A 24583-nucleotide genomic window follows, 5' to 3' on the forward strand; every position below is an offset into this window, starting at 1 on the left:
GACCAGGAGAGTTCGGCCATGACACAGCGTGATGTTCTGACCACCGTCGCGCCGCCGATCTCCGTGGATGAGGCCGGCGCCATGATGCGACAGTATTTCGGGCTGTCCGGTACCGTCCGCGAACTGAGCAGCGAGCGCGACCGCAACTTCCACATCACCACGCCTGGGAAACAGAGGGCCGATGGGCAGAGTTATGTGCTGAAGTTCACCAATCCGGCCGAACCACAGCTCGTCACCGCCTTCCAGACCGGGGCGATGCAGCATGTCGCCTTGCGAGACCCTGTCCTGCCGGTGCCGCGCGTCGTGCCGACCGTGGATGGCGAGGCGCAGACCACGGTCCTGATCGACGGCCAACCGATGATCCTGCGGCTGCTGACCTATCTGGACGGCACGCCGCTCCACGCGGCGCCGGCCTCCCCAGGGCTCATGCGGGCGCTGGGAACCACGCTGGCCCGGCTGGATCTGGCGCTCTCCGACTACGAGCATCCGGGATCGGAGCGCGATCTGCTGTGGGACATCACCCGCACCGCCAGCGTCGCCGACAAGCTGCGCTATCTGGCGGACGGCCCGCGCCGCCGGATGGTGGAGCGCTTCATCGCCCGCTTCGCGGATGAGATCGACCCCCGGCTGCCCAGCCTGCGGCATCAGGTGATCCACAACGACCTCAATCCCCACAATGCGGTGGTCGATCCGGTCGGCTGCGAAACGGTCACGGGCATCATCGATTTCGGCGACGCGCTGAAGGCGCCGCTGGTCAATGATCTGGCGACGGCGCTGGCCTATCACGTCACCAGCGGCGAGACGCCCTTCGGCTCCATCGTCGAGATGACCCGCGCCTACAACGCCGTGCTGCCGCTGACGGCGGCGGAGGTGGAGCTGCTGCCCGATCTGGTGGCGGCCCGCCTCGCCCTCGCCATCGCCATCACCAGCTGGCGCGCGGCCGAACATCCGGCGAATGCCGACTATATCCGGCGGAATTCCGAACGCGCCTTCGCCGGCCTGGAGCGGCTGACCAGTGACGAAGCCGCCGCCGCTCACCGTCTGATCCACCTCGCCTGCCAGGAAGTGTGACCCGCCATGACGATGATCAATGCCTATGCGCCCGAAGCCGCCGGCTCCCTGCCGGAGCGTGAGCGCGCCCTGATCGCCCGCCGTGAAAAGCTGCTCGGTCCGGCCTATCGCCTGTTCTACGCCGACCCGATCCATGTCGTGCGCGGGGAGGGCTCCTACCTCTATGACGCCGACGGCAACCGCTATCTCGACGCCTACAACAACGTCGCCTCGGTCGGCCATTCGCGGCCGGAGGTGGTCGAGGCGATGGCGAAGCAGGCGGCGGTGCTGAACACCCACACGCGCTACCTGACCGACGGCATCCTCGATTTCGCCGAAGCCTTCCTGGCGGAATTCCCGGCGCCGCTGTCGCACCTGATGCTGACCTGCACCGGCAGCGAGGCCAACGATCTCGCCCTGCGCGTCGCCCGCGTCCACACCGGCGGCACCGGCGTCGTCATCGCCCACAACGCCTATCACGGCGTCACCTCGGCACTGGCGGAGATGTCGCCGTCGCTGGGCGCCGCGGTGAAGCTGGGCGACCATGTCCGGGTGGTGCCGTCGCCCGACAGCTACCGCATTGCGGACTCGGAGGTCGGCGCCGCCTTCGCCCGCTCGGTGGAAGAGGCCATCGCCGACCTGCGGGAGAAGGGGATTGCCCCGGCGGCGCTGCTGGTCGACACCATCTTCTCCAGCAGCGGCGTCTTCACCGATCCGGCCGGCTTCCTGGCCCCGGCGGTGGAGGTGATGCGCAAGGCCGGCGGCATCTTCATCGCCGACGAGGTGCAGCCCGGCTTCGGCAGGCTCGGCACCCACATGTGGGGCTTCGCCCGCCACGGGCTGGTGCCCGACATCGTGACGGTCGGCAAGCCGATGGGAAACGGCCACCCGGTGGCCGGCGCCATCTTCCGTCCGGAGGTGATCGAGGCGTTCGGCCGCAACCAGCGCTATTTCAACACCTTCGGCGGCAACCCGGTGTCCTGCGCCGTGGCACATGCGGTGCTGCGCGTCATCAAGACGGAGCGGTTGCAGGAGAATGCCCTGACCGTCGGCACCCGGATGATCGGCGGCATCCGCGCGCTCGCCGCCAAGCACGACCTGATCGGCGACGTGCGCGGCAGCGGCCTGTTCATCGGCGTCGAGATGGTGCGCGACCGCAAGCTGAAGACCCCGGCGCCGGAGGAAACCGCCCGCGTTGTGAACGACATGCGCCGGCGCCGGGTGCTGATCAGCGCCACCGGGCAGGAAGGGCACATCCTGAAGATCCGTCCGCCGCTGGTGTTCTCGGCCGATGACGCCACACTGTTCCTGACCACCCTGGACGAGGTGCTGTCGGCGCTGTGACGGGCTTCCGGAGGGGGATCACTCCCCCTCCAGCAGCGCGGCGATGGTCACCGGCCGAACCGGCGCCTGCGCCCGCAGGCGGCCCGCGTCTCCGGCGTGGGCCAGTCCGGCCGTGGCGGCGATCAGGTCGGCCGCCGCCAATTGGCAATAGCGGCCCTGGCAGCGCCCCATCCCGGCCCGGCCCAGTGACTTCACCCGATTGGCCTCCGCCCCGCCATAAACAGCGGTTTCACGCACCGCACCGGCGGTGATGCCCTCGCAGCGGCACAGGACGGTGTCGTCGGGCAGGGTGCGTACCTGATCGGCTGGCCAGGGGAAAGCCCGCGCGATGCCGCGCGCGAAGCGCTCCAGCCGGTCGAGCCGCTTCAGATCGGCGGCAACGTCCGGCACCGGCAAGCCCAGATCGGACAGGCAGGCGGCAGCGGCGAGGCGGCCGGCGACCTCCGCCCCGTCGGCTCCCAGCAGGCGCAGGCCGTCGCCGGCCAGATAGACGCCGTCACCGGCACGGCCCATGCAATCGGCACAGGGCAACCATTGCGCCCAGGTCTCGTCATAGGCGAACCGGCAGCCGGCGAGATCGGCAAGCTGGGTTTCCGCCTTCAGATGCCAGCCCAGCCCGACCGCATCGCACGCCGTGCTCCGCATCCGCCCGGCGGCGTCCTTCCAGCGCACCGCCGTCACCCCGGTGTCCGTCGCTTCGATCCCCTCCAGAGCGATACCGGCGTGATAGAGCCGGCCCAGCCGCGCCCGCATCGCCAGCCCATGCAAGGCAAAGGACGGGCGGACGGCCAGGTCGGGGAAGGCGGCGATCTGGCCACGCATACCGGCGGTGTCGAGGACCGCGGCGATCTCCGCCCCCGCTTTCCGCAGTTGCGTCGCCAGCAGGGTCAGCAACGGTCCCGACCCGGCCAGCACGATCCGCCGCCCCATCGCGACACCCTGGGCCTTCAGCGCGATCTGCATCGCGCCGAGGCTGTAGACGCCGGGCGCCTGCCAGCCGAGCACCGGGGCCAGACGGTCGGTCGCCCCGGTCGCCAGGATCAACCGGTCGCAGCCGATGCGGCGGCTTCCGCCGTCACCCACCGCGTGCAGAGTCCCGTCGGCCAGCGCGACCACCGAATGGCGCGGCAGATGGACGATGCGGCCAGCCGAAACCAGCCCGTCAAAGGCGGTGTGCAGAGCCACCGCCTTGCCCGCCTGCGAACCGTAGAGCGTCGACGGCGGACGGGTGAAGCCGTCGGGCGGACGGCGGTAGATCTGCCCGCCGGCCCGGGCGCCCTCGTCGATCACCGTCGGGCGCAGCCCGACGGCCGCCAGCGTCTCCGCGGCCCGGATCCCGGCGGGACCGGCGCCGACGATCACGACACGCGATTGGTTCGGCTCCGTCATGGCCAGTCCTCCCGCGTCCGGGTCAGCAGCCGCATGCCGTCCGCCACCGGGGTGGAACAGGCGCGCAGGCGCGGCCCCTGCTCCTGCCAGATCCAGCAATCCTGGCAGGCCCCCATCAGGCAGAATCCGGCGCGCTGCTCCGGGCCGAACTCCGCCTGCCGCAGCGTCGGAGCATTGGTGAGGATCGCCGTCAGCACCGTATCGCCCGACAGGGCGGTGCGCTCCATCCCGTCCAGCAGGAAGCGGACCGGCGCCCGACCCGTTTCAGCCAGCCTGACCAGCCGGCCGCCTGCCGTGCCGCTCATTCCGCCGCCTCCTGGACCAGTGCCTTGGAGCGCGGCATCTCGGGGAAGCGGGCGTAGACCTCTTCCAGTGCCGCCCCCACCCCGTCGGCCCCGGTGCGGCCGGCCATGCGGCTGAAGATCTCCGTCTTGGCGAAGAAACGCCAGTGGATCGGCAGTCCGTCCAGGGTCCGCGTCAGGAAATCATAGGCATCCGGGTTCCATTGGCGCTCGTACCCCTCGCGCTCCGGTCCGAAATGGAAATGGCCGGAGGGTGCAGGCCGGGCGGCACGCAGCCGGTCGGTGGCGTCGGCGTCGAGCACGCCGTCGCGGATGACGACGCCATACTCCCGCTCCGCCGCGGCCACGGAGACGTAGCCGCGGGCCACGTCGCGGGCTACCCGCCATGGCTCGCGGGTGAACGGGTCGCCCCGGCCACCGCCCCCGGCCGAGCGGATGTCCAGCACGTCACCCGGCTGCAGCACCGCGGTGTCGATGTTGCCCAGCCGCTTTTCCCCCGGCGTGCCGGGATTGACCACCATGTCGGACAGACCCGCCGCCCGGCCGCCCAAGACGCCCCAGGGGCGGAAAAAGCCGCGGTCGCGGTTGCGTGCGGTGATCCGGGTGTCGGGGGAGAAGACGCGGAAGGCCATGTGGGTGGCCAGCCCGCCACGCCAGCGCCCGGCTCCGCCGCTGTCGGTCGCCAGACCGTAGCGGACGAACTCCACCGGGGTTTCCATCTCCGTGATCTCGATCGGCGTGTTCTTCAGATAGGCGGCGTCGGCGCCCGACCCGTTGGTGCCGTCGCGGTGCGGCATGCCGCCGCCACCGCCGACCACCGGGTTGACCGCGGCGATGATGCGGTTGCCCGTCCGCTCGTCGGTGGTCATCACGTTGACGATGCAGTTGTTGCCGGCCGGAGCCGCCGGAAGCCGTTCCGGCACCGCCTGGGAGAAGGCGCCGAAGATCACCGAGCGCAGGCGCGCGCAGGTCAGCGACCGCATGCCCACCGCCGCCGGGAAGGTCGGGTTCAGGACCGATCCTTCCGGGGTGATGCAGGTGAAGGGCCGGGTCAGGCCGGTGTTGAGCAGGATTTTCGGGTTGAGGGTGTAGAGGACGTAATAGACACCGACCAGCAGGATGGTGTGGCGGGGGTCGCCGCCCGACGGCACGTTGAGCGAGGAGGCGAGCTGCGGGTCCGACCCGGTGAAGTCCAGGATCGCCTCGTCGCCCCGGATCGTCAGGGTCAGTTTCAGGCGGCAGGGGTTGGCGGCGACCGAATCCTCGTCGGCATAGTCGGCGAATACCCACTGGCCGTCGGGCATGGCGCGCAGGATGTCGCGCGCCTGCGCCTCGGCATGGTCCAGCAGCGCGTCGACGCCATCGAGGAAGGCGGTCTTGCCGAACTTCTCCACCATGGCGAGGATCTTGCGCTCGCCGGTGTTGAGCGCGCCGACCAGCGCCTTGATGTCGCCGATGTTCAGGTCGGGCTTGCGGACGTTGGTGGTCATGATCCGCAGGATCTGCTCGTCGAACACCCCTTCGCGGACCAGCTTCATCGGCGGGAAGCGGATGCCTTCCTGATGGATTTCGGTCAGCGCCCGCGACAGCGAGGCCGGGACGGCGCCGCCCATGTCGGTGTTGTGGATGTGCCCGCCGGTCCAGGCGATGATCTCGTCCTCAAAGAAGACCGGCTTCCACAGGTGGGTGTCGGGGGCGTGGGTCGCCACGAAGCCGGAATAGGGATCGTTGGTGAAGGCGACGTCGCCAGGCCGGTAATCCTCGATCATGGCGATGGCGCGGCCGTAGGTCAGGCCCGGATACCAGGTCGCCCCCAGCTCCATCGGCACGCCGAAGGTCTCGCCCCGGCGGTTCAGCAGCATGACGGTGAAATCCTCCGTCTCCTTGACAAAGGCGGAATGGGCGGTGCGCTGGAGCGTGTGGGCCATGTTCTCGGCCGCCGAGCGCGCGTGGTTCGCCAGAACCTGAAGCTTCATCCGATCGAACATGGCGATCACTCCGCAAAGGTCAGGTGGAGATTGAGGTGCGCATCGACGCGCGCGTCGGTTCCGGCCGGAATGGCGAAGGTGGTGTCCTCCTGGGCTACGATGGCCGGCCCCTGGAAGCGCGCGCCGGCCTGCAAATCCGCGCGACGGTACAGCCCGACCGGGGTCACGGCGCCGCCGGTGAAGACCGGGACGCTCCGTTCCGCCGATGCGGCGCGCAGCTCGTCCGGTGCGGTGGGGAAATGCAGCACCGGGCCGCTGCCGATGGCCGACAGGCGCAGGTTGACGATCTCGATCCGCCCGTCCGGATCGTCGAAATCATAGAGCCGGGCATGCGCCGCGTGGAAGGCGGCGGCGATGGCGCCGGGATCGTCGGCGTCCAGCCAGGAGGGGTCCAGCGGCGTCTCGATCTCATAGCTCTGGCCGGCATAGCGCATGTCGGCGACGATCATCAGCTCGGCGGCTCCGGAGTGGCCCTGCGCGGCGAGCCAGTCTCGCCCCTCCGCACCCATCGCGGCAAACGCCTCGCGCAGCGCCGGCATCAAGCCGGGGGACAGCTCGGCGAACAGGGTGCGGACGAAATCGCCGCGCAGGTCGGCGACCAGACCGCCCAGCGCCGACACCACGCCCGGCCAGCGCGGCGCGACGACGCGCGGCATGCCCAGCTCGCGCGCCAGGAACACCCCCAGCATCGGCCCGCCGCCACCGAAGGGCATCAGCGCGAAGTCCCGTACGTCGACGCCGGCGCGTGCAGCCATCTTCTCGACCTCCGCGAACATTTCCGACACCGCGACGTCGAGGATCGCCTGGGCGGTGGCCTCCGGCGAACGGCCCAACTGGTCGGCCAGCCGCCCTACCGCGGCACGGGCGAGGCCGGCATCCATCCGCAGCTGCCCGTAGGCCATCTGGCTGTGGCCAAGCCAGCCGCACACCACCATCGCGTCGGTCACCGTCGCCCAGTCGCCGCCACGGCCGTAGCAGGCCGGGCCGGGCGTCGATCCGGCGGATTCGGGGCCGACGCGCAGCACCCCCTGCCCGTCGACGCTGGCGATCGACCCGCCGCCGATGCCGATTGAGCTGACCGACACCGAGGGGATGTGCAGCGGAAACTCGCCGATCATCTCGCCGACGCCGAACTGGGCCTGACCGTCGATGATGAGCGCGAAATCGGCCGAGGTTCCGCCGATGTCCAGCGTCAGGATGCGCGGCTCCCCGGCCTGCCGGGCCAGCCATGCCGCCCCGTTCACGCCGGAGGCGGCACCCGACAGCAGCATGTGGACGCAGGCCCTCTTGCCCTCCGCCGCGTTCATCACTCCACCATTGGATTTGGTCAGCAGCGGGCGGGCGGGAACCGCACGGCCGGCCAGCCGCTCCTCCAGGGCCGACAGGTAGCCGGAAATCCGGGGATGGACATAGGCGTTCAGGATCGCGGTGGTCGTCCGCTCATACTCGCGGATCACCGGCCAGACCTCGGCGGAGGTGAAGACGAACAGGTCCGGGGCCAGCCGGGCGATCTCCTCCTTCACCGCAGCCTCGTGGCCGCCGTCGCGCCAGGAATGGAGGAAGGAGACGACGACGCCCACCGCTCCCTTGGCCTTGAGGGCGGCAACGGCGTCGGCGACGGCCGTCCTGTCGGGGGCCTGCCGCTCCGTCCCGTCGGAGCGCAGGCGGGCGGGGATGCCGAAGACCATGTCGCGGGCGACGAGTTGGTCCGGGCGCGAGCAGAACAGGGAGTAGGTGTCCGGCATGCGCAGCCGGGCGAGTTCGATCACGTCCTCGAATCCCGCATTGGTCAGCAGTGCCAGCGGCGCGCCCTTGCGCTGGATGACCGTGTTCATCCCCACCGTCGTGCCGTGCACGAAGCGGGTGACGGCGCGCGGGTCCATCCCCTCCCGCTCGGCCAGCAGGGTCAGGCCGGTCATCAGCTCCGCACCGGGGTCGTCCGGCGTCGTCAGCACCTTCAGCGACGCCACCCGGCCCGACCGGGTGTCCAGCGCGCAGAAATCGATGAAGGTCCCGCCGATGTCGACACCGACCTTCCAATCGGCCTCACCCATGCCCCCGTCCATCTCAGCTCCCTTCTGCCTGTCAGCCTGTGCTTGTGCTGGAGAAAAGCTGACATGGCGGCCCAAGGGCGGTCTAAGACCCAATGAAAGCAAATGCATAAGGCGGACTTATTGCACCCGGCCTCTTGATGCTCAGTCCATAGCCCGGCCTTATGGGATCATGCCCAACCCGTCTTTGACCCGCCCGCCCGTCCTGGGCAGCCTGACCGATGGGGCGGAGCCGCGTCCGCCCGCCTGTGGGAGAGGTCGATGAGGGTTATCGTGCTGGGCGGCGGGTTGATGGGATCGGCCGCCGCCTTCTTCCTGGCCCGGCGTGGCCTGCGCGTCACCCTGCTGGAACGCAACCGCGTCGGTATGGGCGCGACGGTCGCGTCCTTCGGCAACATCCGCCGCAGCGGACGCTATCTGCCGCAGCTGCCGCTCGCCCACCGGTCGCGGGCGCTGTGGGGCGAGGCGGAACGGCTGCTCGGCCGCGACGTGGAGTTCCGCGCCACCGGCCATCTGCGGCTGGTGTTCGACGAGGATGGGCTGGCCGACATGCGCCGCTATGTCGCCGACGCGCGGCCCTGGGGGCTGGAGCTGGAGGAGCTGACACCGCCGGAGATCCGCCGCCGCTTTCCCGGCTTGGGGCCGGGGGCGATCGCCGCCTCCTTCTCTCCGCAGGACGGCAGCGGCAACCCGCGCCTGATTGCACCCGCCTTCGCCGACGCCGCCCGCCGCCTGGGCGCCGAGATCGTCGAGGAGTGCGGAGCGGTGGAGGTGTCGGCGACCGGTTCGGGCTTCGAAGCGGTGACGCAGCGGGGCCGCTTCACCGCGGACTGTCTGCTGAACGCCGCCGGCGCCTGGGGGGCCCGCGTCGCCGCCGGCTTCGGCGAGAACGTGCCGATGGCGGCGTATGGGCCGCAGATGGGCGTCACCGAACCGCTGCCGCACCGGATCCTGCCGGTGGTCGGCATGTGGTCGCGCGCCGGCGGCGATGGCTATCTGCGTCAGGTTGAGCGCGGCAACATCGTCTTTGGCGGCGCTGCGGAGCGCGTGGCGGTGCCGCTCGACCCCGGCCATGCCAAGGCGGACCCGGCGCGGCTGCCCGGACAGTTGCGGGGCTTGGTGCGGTTGCTGCCGGCCATCGCCGACGTCGCGGTGATCCGCACCTGGTCGGGCTGCGAAGGCTATGTCGCCGACAAGCTTCCGGTGATGGGGGCGTCGGCGACGATACCCGGCCTGTTCCACGCCTTCGGCTTCAGCGGCCACGGCTTCCAGTTGGGCCCCGGCGTCGGCGACGTGATGGCGGAGATCATCGCCACCGGTCGCACCGACACGCCGCTGCATGATTTCCGCATCGACCGCTTCCAGACCACCGGCCAGCCGGCCGGCCAAACGGTCGCTCTACCCTGAAAAGCAAGCCGCGGCCTGCCGGTTCAACGGCGGGCCGCGGCGTACGGACTTCAGCGTGCGGACTCCAGCACTTCCGACCGGACGGTGAACCGGCCGGCCAGCGGGACCACCAGGGCCGACGCCGCGATCACGAAGGCACCGGCCAGACTGACCGGGGACGGCAGCAGGCCGAAGATGGCGGCGTCGAGCATCAGCGCCCACAGCATGGCGGTGTAGTCGAAGGGCGCCTGGGTTGATACCGGCGCACGGGCCATCGCCTCGGTCATGGTGATGTGCGCCAGCCCGCCGAAGATGCCGGCACCGACGAGATAAGCCATCGAATGACCCGTCGGGGCGATCCAGCCGAACGGCCAGCTTGCCAGACCGCCAAGCGCGCAGATGACGGCGAAATAGAAGGCGATGGTTCCCGGTGCTTCGGTCGCGGTCAGAGTCTTGATCTCCACCCGGCCGGCCGCGGTCGCGACCGCCATAGCCAGCCCGGCCGCCACCCCGATGATGGTGTTGTGATCCAGCGTCGGCCCTTCGAAGGCGGGGGCGAGCATCAGAATCACCCCGGCGAAGCCGGTCAGCGCCGCACCGATGGCGACGGCGCCCGGCCGTTCCCGCAGGAACAGCATGGCGGCCGGCACCGCAAACAGCGGAGCCAGGAACCCCAGCGCGGTCGCCAGCGCCAGGGGCAGATAGGCCAGGGAAATGAAGGAGAGCACCATCGCAGCGCCGCCATAGAGGTTGCGCTTCAGATGTCCGACCGGCTGCCGTGTCTTCAGGGCCGAGGGGAATTGCCGGCGCCACATCAGATAGGCGACGATCGGCGGCAGAGCGAAGGCGCTGCGGTAGAAGACGATCTGTCCGATCGGCGCCTCGACGGTCGCCAGCCTGACGAACAGCGACATCACCACGAACAGCCCGGCCGACACCAGCCGAAGCATGATTCCGGCGCGGTTGCCAGTGGAGGATGGATAGGGGGACGGTTCGGGCACGGGTTCGGCGTGAGAGCCGGCGGAGGAGTCCGGCATCTGTCCCGGCATGATCGGCGCATCCTTATTCGTGAAATCGGGGGCGGCTCAACCCAGGGCCTGGGTGGCGAGTGCGAAGGTGACGGGGCGGTCCGGCCCACGCGTCGACGGATCGGTCAGCGGGGCGCCCAGCGACATGGTCAGCACCGTGTCGTGAATCTTCAAACCCGACCGCGCGACGAACAGCGGGAAGATCCCCTCGTCCAGATGGGTATCCAGGCGCAGGAAACGGCCGTCATGCTCGTTCACATGGGGTTGCACCACCACGACGGCGTCCTCGTCCAGCCCGGCGACCACCGGGCCGACGACATGCCCGCGACCGAAGGGGCGGCAGAGAGCGAAGGCCGCCAGCTTGCCGTCGCGCTCCAGCCCATAGCCGACCGACTGCTCGAACAGCCGCGCGATCAGCCCGGCGCGCGAGGTTCCGAAGGCGCGCTCGTCCAGCGCCGTCACCGCCGCGAGATCCGCCGCCTCCAGCCGGCGCACCGGCTCTGCGGAGGAGGGCGGGTCGCTCCGGCGTGCCTCTCCCTGGCATTGGAACACGGTCCGATGGCCGATGAAGCCGAGCGAGCGGTACAGCGCCAGCGCCGCACGGGTGGCGCTCAGCCGATAGGTCCGCCCCGCCGACGCCGACAGCACCCGCTTCATCAGCCATTCGCCAACCCCCAGCGATTGCAGCCGGGGCGAGGTCATGACCATGCCGATGGTCGCGAAATCGTCGCCATGGGGAAACCACATCGCCGACCCCAGGACGCGGTCGATCTCGTCGAGGGCGACGAAGCCGTAGCCGACCTCGCGCGCGAACTGCCAATCCTCCGCGCGATGCGGCCAACCGACCGAGATCGACAGCGCCTGCAAGCGCTCAAGGTCGATGTCGGCGATGTCGGCCATCCGCACGTCGAAGGCATCGACCGTCAGGGAGGGCGGTAACGCACCGTCCGCCAATCCATCCTCCAGCCCGCGTTCGCTCAAAGCTTTCTCCTCCCCGGAGTTTCGATAGCGTGATGCGGTGCTCCCATAGGGCAACTGACATGCCTGAACCACCAACCGCTTCCCGAGATTACCGGGGCAACCGCCGCACAAATCACCGCAATGCGCCGGCCCAGCACAACAATCCTCTAAATCCCTATGTCATTCAGCACGGATTGGAGCGGGCGTCGGCTAAGATCATGAGGGGCGCAGCCACCAAGGCCGCCGAGCCATTCGCCATCGGGTTCATTGTGCTTGCCGAAGTTGTCCAGTTCATCGCCCAGCAGTGCGAATCACAGGCCGCACAGCATCGGCAGTGATGCCGGCAGCCATCTTTGCGTACCCATGGGACGATTTTTGCGACGGTGCCGCCTATCCTGCCACGAGCCAGATGGATGCGACAGGACCCACCGCACTGAATCTTTTGGATCAGATCATCAATATAGTGATCGAAGACCGAGCCGCCGGTCAACTCGCCGGATCGGCGGCTCCTAACCCTGGCGTAAGGCCAGAAATCGATCATCCTCATACGGCGGACCGTTCGAGGGAGAGCACGCAGCATGACACTTGTGCGCAGGACGTTCATTGCAGTATGATCATTTTATTGAACGGGAGGGCACATGGTTGCCGGCAAGAATTCACCCGCGGCGCAGCCGAGCGAAGTGGCGCCGGAACTGGCCGACGAAAATGCGCAGTTGATCGGCCGGCGCGTGCGCACGCTGCGGGGAGAGCGCAAGCTGACGATCGCGGAACTGGCCGCCAAAGCCTCTGTTTCGGCAGGGATCATCAGCCAGATCGAGCGCGGCAGCGCGAATCCTTCGATCAAGACGCTCCAGCGTCTGTGCGACGCCCTTGATGTGAATGTCTGGAAGTTTCTTGACGAGGAAAAGCGGGGCGGAGCGGGCGACGCTCCGCCTTTCATCCGCCGGCGGGCGCAACGCCCGCGCATGGTTGTGGGGGACAAAGGACTAACCAAGGAATTGCTGTCGCCGCAGTATGCGGACGAATTGCGGTTCATGTTCGTGACGATGCCGCCCGGGAGCGCCACGGAAGAGATGCTGATCGGTGCCGGCCAGAAGGCGGGCTATGTGATGGCCGGGGCGGTCGAACTGACCGTCGGAGAGCATACCGTTCTCCTGGAGGAAGGCGACAGCTTCCAATTCAACAGCGATGTCGAACATGGACTGGCCAATCGCTCCGACCAGGAAGCGAAGGTGCTTTGGATAATCAGCGCGCTCGACGTCCGTCTTTAAAGCGCAGATCGAAAGCGCACCGAAGTCGAAGCGGATCAGTGGCATCGGCGCGCCGGACCAGAGTTTTGACAGGCGATTTCAGCCCATTCCGCCGGTGCTGGGATCCGCTTCCGGAATGACGGGGGCGACGCAACGCACCACACCGGGCTCCGCAGCCTGGAAAGCCGGCAATGGCAATCAGACCGACCGGCGGATCGTAAACCAGTTCAATTCGGGCCAAAAGCCCGCCCGCATCGTGAAATGAGGGTTTGAAGCCATGCCAATCCAGGTTGAGCCTGTATCCGACAGCTCATCTTTCCCAGAACATGTGGATGTGGTCGTGATCGGCGCCGGTGTCGTCGGCACCTGCACAGCTTATGAGCTTGCGTCGAAAGGGGTTTCCGTTGCCCTGCTCGAAAAGGGAGTGGTTGCAGGCGAACAATCGAGCCGGAACTGGGGATGGGTGAGACAGCAGAACCGTGACCTGCACGAACTCTCCCTGGCGATGTTCAGCCTCCGGCGGTGGGAGGAACTCGGCGCCGAGATCGGCCGCGATCTCGGGTTCCGGCGGATGGGTCTCCTCTATTGCAGCCGCGACGAGGAAGAGATCGCCCGCTGGGAACGGTGGGGCAAATCTGCACGCGAACAGGGTTTTGTGAGCGAGTTGCTCAGCGGAGCCCAAGCCAAGGAGCGTACTCCGGGCAGCGTTTCGACCTGGCTTGGCGGCGTTTGGTCACCGACGGACGGACGGGCCGAGCCGAGCCTCGCGGTGCCTGCCATAGCGGAGGGAGCGAAGGCGAAGGGCGTCCTGCTCCATCAGAATTGCGCCGTCCGCGGCATCGATGTCGCCGGCGGAAAAGTGGCCGGAGTTTGGACGGAACGAGGATTGATCCGGACTTCGGCTGTAGTCGCCGCAGGCGGTGCGTGGAACTCCCGTTTCTGCCGTCACCACGGCATCGATCTGCCGATCGCCAACATCGGGGGAACCGCGTTCCGGACCAATACGGCACCGGATGTCCTGACCGCAGGCAGTGTCAGCATGCCGGGCATTGCCATGAGACGCCGTCTTGACGGCAAGTACACCGTCGCCGTGCCGGGCCACGGGTCGGTGAACATTGCACCGCAAGGCCTGCGCTACGCCACGAAGTTCTACCAGATGTACCGGGCCAAGCTGGCAAAGAAGCTGAAGTACCGGATCGACAGCAGTTTCTGGAACGGTCCGGAAGCGCTCGGATCCTGGCATAACGACCAAATCTCTCCCTTCGAGAAGACGAGGATCCTCGACCCCAAGCCTGATGCCGAGCTGGTGGAGTTCGGACTTCGCAATCTCATCCGGGAACTTCCGGCCTTGAAGGACGTCAAGGTCGAGGCATCCTGGGGGGGGATGATCGACACCGCACCGGACCTCGTTCCGGTCATATCCAGGGTCGATCAGCTTCCGGGCCTCGTCATTGCATCCGGATTCAGCGGTCACGGATTTGGCATCGGTCCGGGTGCCGGACGTCTCGCGAGTGAACTGGTCCTGAACGAGGCGCCGATTGTCGATCCAGCCGCTTATCGATTGAGCCGGTTCAGCGACGGATCTGCGATCCGGCGGCCCGAAATGATGTAACGCGCAGCATTGATTCATGCAGTCGCGGTCAATCTCGACACATGGAAAAGACCAACGGCAGCAGATGGCCAAAATAAAGGCACTTATGCGGCCATTCTGCAATCAAAATAGCCGCATAAGTTGGCCTTATAACACTCCAAAGAATCAGACCTGTTCTCTCCACGACTGAAACACAATGCTGGTTTTAGAGCGCCCGCGTATGAACTGACAAGTCGGTTAACCAATGGAGGGTAAGCGGATGATCAAACTCAAAACGACCCTTGCTGCGATCGCCATGGCTGTTTTCGCGACGACAGCGTCCGCGCAAACGGTCTTCAAGGTCGGTTCGACGCCGACGAGCGTGCCGTTCGCATTCATTGACGTGAAGACCAATTCACCACAGGGCATGATGATCGACGTGATTGAAGCCGTCAGCAAGGAGGTCGGCTTCAAGATCGAGTACCAGCCCATGCCGTTCTCGGCTTTGATCCCCGCACTCACGTCCGGCAAAATCGACATCATCGCCGCCGCCATCACGGCGACACCCGAACGCGCCAAGGTGGTCGATTTCACCCAGGATGTTTATTCCTACGGCGATGGTCTGGTCGTGCCGGCCGCCGACCAGACGCAATATGGCAGCGTTGCAGACCTCAAGGGCAAGGTCGTCGGGGCGCAAATCGGTACCCGCTATATCGAGTATCTGAAGGCACAGAGCGGAGCTGCCGAGGTCAAGGCCTACGAAGCGCTTCCCGATGTCCTTCGCGAAGTCGCAAACGGCCGGCTCGCCGCGGGCATCGGAGACTTTCCGATCTTCGCCTACAACTTGCAGCAGGGCCAATTCCCTCAGCTGCGACTGGTCCGGGACTACAAGTCCGGGCTGAACGGCGGCATCAATTTGGCAGTCAAGAAGGATAACGCCGAGCTTCTGGCGAAGATCAACGCATCCCTTACGGCCATGAAACAGGATGGTCGATTGAAGGCGATCCTCGAAAAGTGGAACCTGTGATCGGAAAGAAAGCACTATGGAAAAGTTCTTTAGCCAGTCACAGGAATACCTACCGTTTCTTTTTCAAGGCGTTACCTACACAATCCTGGTGATGTTGTGTGCGTTCGCCCTCGCGACTGGCTTGGGTCTGATCTTGGCATTCATGAGGGTGAGCGGCATCGTGCCGCTCGCCTGGGTGGCCCGAACGGTGATCGTCGTCGTGCGCGGCATTCCAGGATTGGTGACCCTATACTACATTTACTTCGTGTTCCCGGATTTCGGCATCGCGCTCACTGCGGTCCAAGCCGCCATCATCGGCCTCGGCATCGCCTACTCGCCCTATATGGCGGAAATCTTTCGCGCGGGGATCGAGGCGATCGATCGAGGTCAGACCGAAGCGGCTCTGTCCATCGGTATGCACTGGGGCCTGGTGATGCGCCGCGTCGTGCTGCCTCAAGCGGTCCGCGTGGCTCTGCCGCCCTATGGCAGTACGATGGTGATGCTCCTCAAGGACTCGTCGCTCGCATCGACCATCACGGTTGCCGACCTCTCGCTGCAAGGCAAGCTGCTCGCATCTTCAACCTTCGAGAACACGACCGTGTTCACCTTGGTGGCTTTGATCTATCTCGCAATGAGCCTTCCTCTCACGGCTTTCAATAGCTGGCTTGAGCGCAAACTGAGGAGATCGTAATGAGCGTCATCGAGCTGAAGCATGTGCGGAAGTCGTTCGGGACCCACGAGGTCATTTCCGACGTTTCTTTCTCGGTCGAGCCGGGCGAGGTGGTCTGCATCATCGGCCCGTCGGGATCCGGAAAATCCACGCTGCTGCGCTGCATCAACGGTCTGGAGACCTACCAGGGCGGTGAGATCATCGTGCATGGCGAAAGCGTGGACGCCACGAAGTCCCGCATCCGGGGGATCCGGACGCGCGTCTCCATGGTGTTCCAACGCTTCAACCTGTTCCCGCACCGCACGGCGCTCGAGAACGTCGCCGAGGGGCCGATCTACGTGAAAAAGGAGCCTCGCGCCGAGGTCTACGCACGCTCGCGGGAACTCCTGGCACGGGTTGGGCTCGGCGCAAAAATGGACGCCTATCCGGCGCAGCTCTCGGGTGGCCAGCAGCAGCGGGTCGCCATTGCGCGGGCATTGGGCATGAATCCCGACGCGATCCTCTTCGATGAGCCTACCTCGGCGCTCGATCCCGAGCTCGTCGGCGAAGTGCTGTCCGTCATGCGCTCGCTCGCCGACGAAGGAATGACGATGGTCGTCGTCACCCACGAAATGGGCTTCGCCCGCGAGGTGGCTGACCGGGTCCTGTTCCTTGACGGCGGCGTGCTGGTCGAGCAGGGCTCGCCCGACGAGGTGCTCGGTCGTCCGCAGAACGCCCGCACGCAGGATTTTCTGCGCCGCGTGCTGCCGGCTTGAGGGCTTATGCAGCGTGCAGGGATCGGGTAAAGCAGGATTTTAGCGGTTGCCTGATCATGCGCAATGGGTAGTTCGCGGCCATTCCCGTCAACAATGATAGCATCCCCATTCCGGGATACTCACTGCATGCATCGCCGGAAATCGGAGATGCCCGGCACCCGAACCGCACGATTCACCGCAGAGCATCCAGCCGGCACAACAATCCTCCAAATCGCCCATGCATTCAGCACGGAATGGAGCGCCTGCCCGCTAAGATCGTAACTGTCGCAGCTGCCCGAGGCCGCCGCCCCTCTCCACACACCGCAGCGAACCCGAAAACGACTCCTCAGCGCCCGTGGCGCGCAGCATGGGACAAGGTGAGGCAGCAATGACCGTGATCGACATCCTCAAGGACCTGATCGCCATTCCCTCCGTGGTAGGGACCCCCAACGATGCCATCGTCGACGGGATTCGCGGGGTTCTGGAGGGGGCCGGGGTGCGCGTCCGGGTTCTGCCGGGGCCGGAAGGCGACCGGTTCAACCTGTTCGCCACCATCGGTCCGGCGATGGTGCCGGGCTATGTCCTGTCCGGCCACATGGACGTGGTGCCGGCCAGCGAACCGGACTGGACCAGCGATCCGTTCCAGCTGCGTGCCGACGGCAACCGCCTTTACGGGCGCGGCACCTCCGACATGAAGGGCTTCATCGCGGCGGCGCTGGCGGCGCTGCCGGCCCTGACCGCCGCCCCGCTGGCCCGGCCGATCCATTTCGCTTTCACCTATGACGAGGAGGCCGGCTGCCAGGGCGCGCCGCATCTTCTGCCGCACCTGCCCGACCTGTGTGCACCGCCGCTGGGCGTCATCGTCGGCGAGCCGAGCGGCCTGCGCGCCATCCGCGCCCACAAGGGCAAGGCGGCGGCCCGGCTGACGGTGCGCGGACGGTCCGGCCATTCCTCCCGCCCCGACCAGGGGTTGAACGCCATCCATGCCATGGCCGATGCGCTGACCGCCGCCGTCACCCAGGCCGGCCGCCTGACCCAGGGGCCGCTGGATTCGGTGTTCGAGCCGCCCTACTCCTCGCTTCAGGTCGGCACCATCCAAGGCGGGCTTGCGGTGAACATCATCCCCGACGCCTGCACCGCTGAATTCGAGGCCCGCGCCATCGCCGGGGTCGATCCCACCACCCTGCTGGAGCCGGTGCGCGAGGCGGCGGTGCGGCTGGAGGAGCGCGGGTTCGCCGTCGATTGGACACAGACCAGCACCTATCCCGCCCTGTTCCTGGCCGCCCGCTCGCCGCTGGCCCGCCTGCTGGAGGAGCTGACCGGACAGGAGCCGCTGGCGGCCGTCAGCTACGGCACGGAAGCGGGGCTGTACCAGACCGCCGGGATCGACGCGATCATCTGCGGACCCGGCGACATTGCGCGGGCGCACCGCCCCAACGAACACATCCTCGTCGAGGAACTGAACGCCTGCCAGTCGATGATCGAGGCGCTGGGCCAGCGCTGCCGTCTTTGACAGCCATTCGAAACAGCCGCGCATCGTCAAAGGGACGCAAATGACCTTCCTGTTCAATTCGGATGCCGCGCGCGGCGCCGTCTTCGCCAAGGCCTTCGCCGCCGAGCTGCCGGACCTGCCCTTCTCGATGGACCCGGCCGCCGTCGATCCCGACGCGGTGCGCTACCTGATCACCTGGACCATCCCGGAGACGCTCGCCCGCTACCGCAATCTGGAGATCGTGTTTTCGATCGGGGCCGGGGTGGACCAGTTCGCCATGACCGCCCTGCCCGACCATGTGAAGGTCGTCCGCATGGTGGAGGAGGGCATCGTCCGCATGATGCAGGAATACGTCACGCTGGCCGTGCTGTCCCTGCATCGCCAGATGCCGGCCTATCGCGCCCAGCAGGCAGCCTGCGTCTGGCGTGCCCTTCCCCAGCCGCAGGCGGCGCAGCGCCGGGTCGGCGTGCTGGGATTGGGCGTGCTGGGTCAGGCGGTGCTGGAACGGTTGATGCCCTTCGGTTTTCCACTGGCGGGCTGGAGCCGCTCGCCGCGCGAGATTGACGGCGTGACCTGCCATCATGGCACGGAGGGCCTCGACGCGATGCTGGCCGAAACCGACCTCCTGATCGTGCTGCTGCCGTTGACGCCCGACACCCGCGGTTTCCTGAATGCTGATCTGATGGCGAAGCTGCCCCGGGGGGCGGCGCTGATCCACACCGGGCGCGGGCCGCAGCTGGACCATGCGGCCCTGCTGGACGCGCTCGACAACGGGCAGCTGTCCGGGGCGATGGTCGACGTGACGGACCCGGAACCGCTGCCGGCCGACCATCCCTTCTGGACGCACCCGAACATCCTGCTGACCCCGCACATCGCCAGCGTCACCCAGCCCGAAAGCGCGGCCCAGGCCGTCATCGCCAACCTTCGCCGACATTTCGCCGGACAGGATCCGATCGGTCTCGTCGACCGGCAGCGCGGCTACTGACGCATCCGACCAAAGCTCAACCTGCGGCACTGCCGCCCACCAACAAGGATTCTCTCATGTCGCTCCTGAAGACCATCGATCCCGCCCCGACCTTCGCCCCGCGGGAATCGACCCCGATGCCGGAACGGCTGATCGCCGGATCGCCAGCCTTCAAGACCTGGGCACAGGATGCCGCCAAGGACGACAAGGTGCTGACCGGCGTTTGGGAAGCCACGCCGGGTGAAACCCGCTCGATCAAGGGCGAGACCTTCGAATTCTGCCACATCCTGTCCGGCGTCGTCGAAATCACCCCGGACGCCGGCGAGCCGGTGGTCTACCGGGCGGGCGACAGCTTCGTCATGAAGCCGGGCTTCACCGGCGTGTGGAAAACCATCGAGACGGTCCGCAAGATCTACGTCACCATCACCTGAGGGTGAGCCATGAGCCTGTCCTTCGATCCGGACCGCCTGCCGCTGCCCATCGGCCATTTCATTGGTGACCGCCTGATCCCGGCGGCCAACGCAACGGAGGGCGGGCTGCCCATGCACCGCCCATCGGATGGTCGGGCCTATGCCGACTGCCCGGTTGCCTCATCGGATCTCGTCGACGAGGCGGTCGCCGCCGCGCAGGCGGCGTTGAAGTCCAGCAACTGGGGCGGCGTGCGTCCGCGCGACCGCACCGCCGTGCTGCAACGCTGGGCCGCCCTGATCGAGGAAGAGGCGGAGACCCTGGCGAAGGTGGAGGCGCTGTCCTCCACCCGCCCGGTCGGGCAGCTCGTTGCCGGCGACGTCGCAGTGACGGCCGAGCAGATCCGCTTCTTCGCCGAATTCGCCGACAAGGAGGGCGGCGACCTCGCCCCCACCGACGACGGCAGCCTCGGCATGGTGATGACGGAGCCGTATGGCGTCGTCGGCGCCATCACGCCTTGGAACTTCCCGCTGTCGATGGCGGGCTGGAAGCTCGGCCCGGCGCTGGCGGCCGGCAACGCGGTGGTGCTGAAGCCGTCGGAAATGACGCCCTTCTCCACCGTCCTGCTGGCGCAGCTGGCGGTGAAGGCGGGGCTTCCCGCCGGGCTGATCAACATCGTCCAGGGCGACGGCCCGACCACCGGCGCCGCCATCACCCGTCATCCCGGCATTGCCAAGGTCAGCTTCACCGGATCGACGGCGGCCGGATCGGCGATCATGGCCGACATCGCCCGCAGCGGCGTCAAGCCGATGACGCTGGAACTGGGCGGCAAGAGTCCGCAGATCGTCTTCGCCGACGCCGACCTGGAGAAGGCGGCTGCCGCCATCGCCACCAGCGTGCTGTCGAATGCCGGACAGGCCTGCGTCGCCGGATCGCGCCTGCTGGTCGAAGCGAGCGTCGCCGAACCGCTGATCGGAATGATCCTGGGTCATATGCGCGCCGTCCGCCCCGGCCCGACCTGGGACGAGACGACCCGCTATTCCCCGATCATCTCCGAACGGCAACGCGCCCGCATCCATTCCATCGTCACGGCCTCGCTGACCGGATCGGTGGAGTGCCTGAGCGGCGGGGCGCCGATGGACAGCGACGGCTATTTCTACGCGCCGACGCTGATCGCCGGAGTCGACCAGACCTCCCCCGCCGTCATGGAGGAGATCTTCGGCCCGGTGCTGACCGTGCAGAGCTTCGACAGCGAGGAAGAGGCGATGGCGATGGCCGACCATCCCACCTACGGGCTCGCCGCCGGTCTCTACACCCGCGACCTGTCGCGCGCCCTCCGCCTGACCCGGCGGCTGCAGGCCGGGACGGTGTGGGTCAACCGCTATGGCCGCTCGCGCGACCACATCCTGCCGACCGGCGGCTACAAGCGCTCCGGCATCGGCAAGGATCTGGGACGCGAGGCCTATCTCGCCAACCGCCGCAGCAAAAGCGTGCTGATCGGCCTGTAACCCGATGAAAACCGGTAGAAACCGCTAAGGGGCGTTCGATGAAAACCCACCACATTGCGATCATCAAGGGCGACGGCATCGGACATCCCGTGGTCGACGCCGCCTGGGAGGTTCTCCAGGCCGCGGCCAAGCAGTCCGGCTTCGCGCTGGCCGGCACGGAGATGCCGTGGTCCTGCGCCCATTACAAGGAATCCGGCGTGATGATGCCGTCCGACGGCATCGACACGCTACGCAAGTACGACGCCATTCTGCTGGGTGCCGTCGGCTGGCCTGCGGAGGTGCCGGACGCGGTATCGCTGCACGGGCTGCTGCTGCCGATCCGCAAGGCGTTCGACCAGTATGCCAACGTCCGCCCGCACCGGCTGCTGCCGGGGGTGGAAGGGCCGCTGCGGCGCGGCGGCTTCGACATCCTGTGCATCCGCGAAAACACCGAGGGCGAATATGCCGGTGCCGGCGGGCGCGTCCATCAGGGGACGGCACAGGAGGTGGCGGTGGAGACCGGTGTCTTTACCCGCATGGGGGTGGAACGCATCCTGCGCTTCGCCTTCGCCCAGGCGCGTGCCCGGCGCGGCAAGCTGGCCTCCGTCACCAAGTCGAACGCGCAGAAATACTCGATGGTGTTCTGGGACGAGATCACCCGCCAGCTGGCCGCCGAACACCCGGACGTCGAAGTAACGAGCTATCACGTCGACGCCATGGCGGCGCGCATGGTGACGGCGCCGGAGAGCCTGGACGTCGTCGTCGCCTCCAACCTGTTCGGCGACATCCTGACCGATCTGGGCGCTGCGATCCAAGGCGGGCTGGGCTTCGCCGCCTCGGCCAACCTGAATCCCGACCGCAAGGCGCCGTCGATGTTCGAACCGGTACATGGCTCGGCCCCCGATATCGCCCATCTCGGCATCGCCAACCCGATCGCCGCCATCTGGTCGGGCGCCATGATGCTGGAGCATCTGGGGGAGAAAGCCGCCGCCGACCGCGTGATGGCCGCACTGGGCGACACCACCGGCCGCGGCGTCGGCACGGTTCCCGGCAAGGACAGGACGGACGCGATCACCGCCGCCGTGCTGTCGGCCCTTTCGTAACGCCAGCCCCCCGAAACCATCCGCAGCGGAAAAGACACGACCATGACCCACCATCTGACGGACCCCTCCCTGTTCCGCGAACAGGGGCTGATCGGCGGACGCTGGTGCGGCGGGGGCGCCGGCCGGACCATCGACGTCCAGAACCCGGCGACCGGCGGCACCCTCGGCAGCGTTCCCGACATGGACGGCACCGACGCCCGTGACGCCATCGCCGCCGCGGCCGAAGCCTACCCCGCCTGGAAGCGGCGCACCCATGCCGACCGCGCCGCGCTGCTGGAGCGCTGGCACACCCTGATGATCGAGAATCTGGAGGATCTGGCCCGCCTCCTGACGCTGGAGCAGGGCAAGCCGCTGGACGAGGCGCGGGGCGAGATCCGTTATGGCGCCTCCTTCGTCAAATGGTTCGCCGAGGAGGCGCGGCGGATCGGCGGGACCACCATCCCCTCCCCCACCCCGGACCGCCGCATCGTCGTGCTGAAGGAGCCGGTCGGCGTCTGCGGCATCATCACGCCGTGGAACTTCCCCAACGCCATGATCACCCGCAAGGTGGCGCCGGCACTGGCCGCCGGGTGCACCGTCGTGATCAAGCCGTCGGACTTCACGCCTTATTCGGCGCTGGCGCTCGGGGTTCTGGCGGAGCGGGCGGGCATCCCGGCCGGCGTGATCAACATCCTGACCGGCCAGCCGGAGGCGATCGGCGAGGAACTCCTGGCGAACGAGACCGTCCGCAAGATCTCCTTCACCGGCTCCACCCGCGTCGGATCGCTGCTGATGCGCGGCGCCGCCGCCGGCATCAAGCGGCTGAGCCTGGAGTTGGGCGGCAACGCGCCCTTCATCGTGTTCGACGACGCCGATCTGGATCAGGCGGTGGACGGGGTGATCCTGTCCAAGTTCCGCAATGGCGGACAGACCTGCGTCTGCGCCAACCGCATCCTGGTACAGTCCGGCGTCTACGAGGCGTTCCGCGACCGTCTGGTCGCCCGCGTCAATGCCATGCGCGTGGGGTCCGGGCTGGAGCCGGGCATCGCCATCGGCCCGATGATCAATGCCGCCGCCATCACCAAGATCGAGCGCCATGTCGCCGATGCGGTGTCCAAGGGCGCCAGCGTCGCGTCCTCCGCCGTCGCGGCCGATGGCCCGCAATACGTCGCGCCGGTGGTTCTAACCGACGCCACCACCGACATGCTGCTCGCGCATGAGGAGACCTTCGGCCCGGTGGCTCCGCTTTTCCGCTTCGAAACGGAGGAGGAGGCGATCGCACTGGCCAACGCCACGCCCTTCGGGCTGGCCGCCTATTTCTACACGCAGAACCTCGCGCGGTCCTGGCGTGTGGGCGAAGCGTTGGAGGCCGGCATGGTCGGGCTGAACACCGGCCTGATTTCCACCGAAGTCGCCCCCTTCGGCGGCGTCAAGCAGTCCGGCCTAGGCCGCGAAGGAGCGCAGGTGGGCATCGAGGAATATCTGGAAATGAAGACCTTCCATATGGGTGGGCTGGGCTGAAGCACAGAGGCAGCAAAAAGCCCGGCGGGAGCGTTGCAGCACTCCCGCCGGGTTTTTTTCTCTATGTCGGCAAACCCTGCTGCCTGTTGCTCCCTCGAAGGAAAGAGAACGTCTGCATGTTTCTTCCATGTGGGCGATACCCGGTCTGCTCGCTACCGCAACCGAGACCATCTACGCAAACTGCGCAAGAGCCGGTTCGGTGGACACCTGAGCTAAGCTCCGGGAGGAGCGGGAAGGTGTCTGATGACGAAGACGAGGCCGTCCTTCACGGATGCGTTCAAGCGCGAGGCCGTTGCCCTGCTGGAAGGGAGCGGCCGGCCGCTGGAGCATGTGGCACGGGAGTTGGGTCTCCAGGCCTCGGTTCTCCGATATCGGCCGCGGTGAAGATCGGTTGACCGGCTTTCACGGCGGCTGAGAAACAGCGAAACGCCCCGGCTTTTGTGAGCCGGGGCGTTTCGTGTGTGTGGTGCCGATGCAAGCTTGTGCTTTGTTTTGAGCGTCTCTTGAGGCTGAGTGACCTGGCGGCGACCTACTCTCCCACGTCTTAAGACGCAGTACCATTGGCGCGGAGGCTTTTCACGGCCGAGTTCGGGATGGGATCGGGTGTTTGACACCTCGCCATGACCACCAGGTCACCCAGGCTCAAGACCGACGCTGTTTCCGAAGCGCTAAGCTTGTTCAGTGCAAGTGAGGGAGGAGTATCGAACCGGCGTGTCTGCGTCAAGCAGGCTTGCTGCTGCGCATGGCGCGGTTTGTGTGGGGTCGAGATCAAGCCGATCGAGCGATTAGTAAGGCTTAGCTTCAGGCATTGCTGCCCGTCCACATGCCTCCTATCGACGTGATGGTCTGTCACGGCTCTCAAGGGAGCTCTGGTTTAGAGGTGGGTTTCCCGCTTAGATGC

At 67.1% G+C, this 24583-nt stretch carries 21 protein-coding genes, 2 rRNA genes and 1 pseudogene; 16 read left to right on the top strand and 8 right to left on the bottom strand.

The features are described from left to right. Window positions 1-18: 18 nt before the first annotated feature. Entirely contained in the window at window positions 19-1071 is a 1053-nt protein-coding gene (locus J2848_RS18160; RefSeq protein WP_149232095.1) for a phosphotransferase, read from the top strand. A gap of 6 nt (window positions 1072-1077) precedes the next feature. Further along, on the top strand, window positions 1078-2394 hold the full coding sequence (locus J2848_RS18165) for an aspartate aminotransferase family protein (protein ID WP_149232094.1): 1317 nt from the start codon (window positions 1078-1080) through the stop codon (window positions 2392-2394). Between the two features lie 18 nt (window positions 2395-2412). Here the strand turns inward: J2848_RS18165 and J2848_RS18170 are convergent, their stop codons facing one another. Genes J2848_RS18170 through J2848_RS18185 form a run of 4 tightly spaced genes read right to left on the bottom strand, consistent with a single transcriptional unit; the run spans window position 2413 to window position 8127 of the window. Next, entirely contained in the window at window positions 2413-3783 is a 1371-nt protein-coding gene (locus J2848_RS18170) for an NAD(P)/FAD-dependent oxidoreductase (RefSeq protein WP_149232093.1), read from the bottom strand. Then, on the bottom strand, window positions 3780-4088 hold the full coding sequence (locus J2848_RS18175) for a (2Fe-2S)-binding protein (protein ID WP_149232092.1): 309 nt from the start codon (window positions 4086-4088) through the stop codon (window positions 3780-3782). Before J2848_RS18175 ends, J2848_RS18170 begins: the two co-directional genes overlap by 4 nt. Further along, window positions 4085-6073, bottom strand: coding sequence for a hydantoinase B/oxoprolinase family protein (locus tag J2848_RS18180; protein WP_149232091.1), 1989 nt, complete (start codon window positions 6071-6073; stop codon window positions 4085-4087). Before J2848_RS18180 ends, J2848_RS18175 begins: the two co-directional genes overlap by 4 nt. Window positions 6074-6078: 5 nt before the next feature. Further along, window positions 6079-8127, bottom strand: coding sequence for a hydantoinase/oxoprolinase family protein (locus tag J2848_RS18185; RefSeq protein WP_149232090.1), 2049 nt, complete (start codon window positions 8125-8127; stop codon window positions 6079-6081). A 258-nt stretch (window positions 8128-8385) separates the two neighbouring features. Here J2848_RS18185 and J2848_RS18190 point away from each other — a divergent pair, with 258 nt between their 5' ends. Then, window positions 8386-9531, top strand: a complete 1146-nt coding sequence (locus tag J2848_RS18190) for an NAD(P)/FAD-dependent oxidoreductase (protein ID WP_149232089.1) — start codon at window positions 8386-8388, stop codon at window positions 9529-9531. Window positions 9532-9581: 50 nt separating this feature from the next. Here the strand turns inward: J2848_RS18190 and J2848_RS18195 are convergent, their stop codons facing one another. Continuing rightward, complete coding sequence (locus J2848_RS18195; protein WP_149232088.1) at window positions 9582-10559, bottom strand: DMT family transporter; 978 nt, start codon at window positions 10557-10559, stop codon at window positions 9582-9584. Window positions 10560-10595: 36 nt separating this feature from the next. Beyond that, window positions 10596-11519, bottom strand: coding sequence for a GNAT family N-acetyltransferase (locus J2848_RS18200; protein ID WP_211103166.1), 924 nt, complete (start codon window positions 11517-11519; stop codon window positions 10596-10598). A 59-nt stretch (window positions 11520-11578) separates the two neighbouring features. Here J2848_RS18200 and J2848_RS18205 point away from each other — a divergent pair, with 59 nt between their 5' ends. From J2848_RS18205 to J2848_RS18265, 13 genes and pseudogenes are all read left to right on the top strand, one after another. Then, the gene (locus J2848_RS18205; RefSeq protein ID WP_149232087.1) at window positions 11579-11836 is read left to right on the top strand and encodes a hypothetical protein; all 258 of its coding nucleotides are present in this window, start codon (window positions 11579-11581) and stop codon (window positions 11834-11836) included. A gap of 300 nt (window positions 11837-12136) precedes the next feature. Next, window positions 12137-12769, top strand: a complete 633-nt coding sequence (locus J2848_RS18210; RefSeq protein WP_149232086.1) for a helix-turn-helix domain-containing protein — start codon at window positions 12137-12139, stop codon at window positions 12767-12769. Window positions 12770-13025: 256 nt separating this feature from the next. After that, entirely contained in the window at window positions 13026-14360 is a 1335-nt protein-coding gene (locus J2848_RS18215) for an NAD(P)/FAD-dependent oxidoreductase (protein ID WP_149232085.1), read from the top strand. Between the two features lie 238 nt (window positions 14361-14598). Then, window positions 14599-15345 carry an ABC transporter substrate-binding protein gene (locus tag J2848_RS18220; RefSeq protein ID WP_211103165.1) on the top strand — a complete coding sequence of 249 codons (747 nt, stop codon included), beginning with the start codon at window positions 14599-14601 and terminating at the stop codon, window positions 15343-15345. Between the two features lie 16 nt (window positions 15346-15361). Next, complete coding sequence (locus J2848_RS18225) at window positions 15362-16015, top strand: amino acid ABC transporter permease (RefSeq protein ID WP_149232083.1); 654 nt, start codon at window positions 15362-15364, stop codon at window positions 16013-16015. Continuing rightward, window positions 16015-16749: an amino acid ABC transporter ATP-binding protein gene (locus J2848_RS18230; protein WP_149232082.1), complete on the top strand. Its 735-nt coding sequence runs from the start codon at window positions 16015-16017 to the stop codon at window positions 16747-16749. Before J2848_RS18225 ends, J2848_RS18230 begins: the two co-directional genes overlap by 1 nt. Window positions 16750-17116: 367 nt before the next feature. Continuing rightward, entirely contained in the window at window positions 17117-18241 is a 1125-nt protein-coding gene (argE, locus tag J2848_RS18235) for an acetylornithine deacetylase (RefSeq protein ID WP_149232081.1), read from the top strand. 40 nt (window positions 18242-18281) lie between these two features. Next, the gene (locus J2848_RS18240; protein WP_149232080.1) at window positions 18282-19205 is read left to right on the top strand and encodes a 2-hydroxyacid dehydrogenase; all 924 of its coding nucleotides are present in this window, start codon (window positions 18282-18284) and stop codon (window positions 19203-19205) included. Between the two features lie 56 nt (window positions 19206-19261). Next, the gene (locus tag J2848_RS18245; protein WP_109107483.1) at window positions 19262-19615 is read left to right on the top strand and encodes a cupin domain-containing protein; all 354 of its coding nucleotides are present in this window, start codon (window positions 19262-19264) and stop codon (window positions 19613-19615) included. A gap of 9 nt (window positions 19616-19624) precedes the next feature. Beyond that, window positions 19625-21100: an aldehyde dehydrogenase family protein gene (locus J2848_RS18250; protein WP_149232079.1), complete on the top strand. Its 1476-nt coding sequence runs from the start codon at window positions 19625-19627 to the stop codon at window positions 21098-21100. 38 nt (window positions 21101-21138) lie between these two features. Further along, the gene (locus tag J2848_RS18255; protein WP_149232078.1) at window positions 21139-22182 is read left to right on the top strand and encodes a tartrate dehydrogenase; all 1044 of its coding nucleotides are present in this window, start codon (window positions 21139-21141) and stop codon (window positions 22180-22182) included. Between the two features lie 42 nt (window positions 22183-22224). Then, entirely contained in the window at window positions 22225-23682 is a 1458-nt protein-coding gene (locus J2848_RS18260; protein WP_149232077.1) for an NAD-dependent succinate-semialdehyde dehydrogenase, read from the top strand. A 243-nt stretch (window positions 23683-23925) separates the two neighbouring features. Next, window positions 23926-24051: pseudogene (locus J2848_RS18265) on the top strand (transposase); the annotation flags it as partial. Window positions 24052-24198: 147 nt separating this feature from the next. On the opposite strand, the gene rrf reads toward J2848_RS18265, so the two are convergent. Both rrf and J2848_RS18275 read right to left on the bottom strand, forming a co-directional pair. Beyond that, window positions 24199-24314: ribosomal RNA gene (gene rrf, locus J2848_RS18270) — 5S ribosomal RNA — on the bottom strand. Window positions 24315-24446: 132 nt separating this feature from the next. After that, window positions 24447-24583 (bottom strand): 23S ribosomal RNA (locus tag J2848_RS18275); the annotation flags it as partial.

The organism is Azospirillum lipoferum (genome assembly GCF_024170005.1).
In the GTDB taxonomy this organism is placed as follows: domain Bacteria; phylum Pseudomonadota; class Alphaproteobacteria; order Azospirillales; family Azospirillaceae; genus Azospirillum; species Azospirillum lipoferum.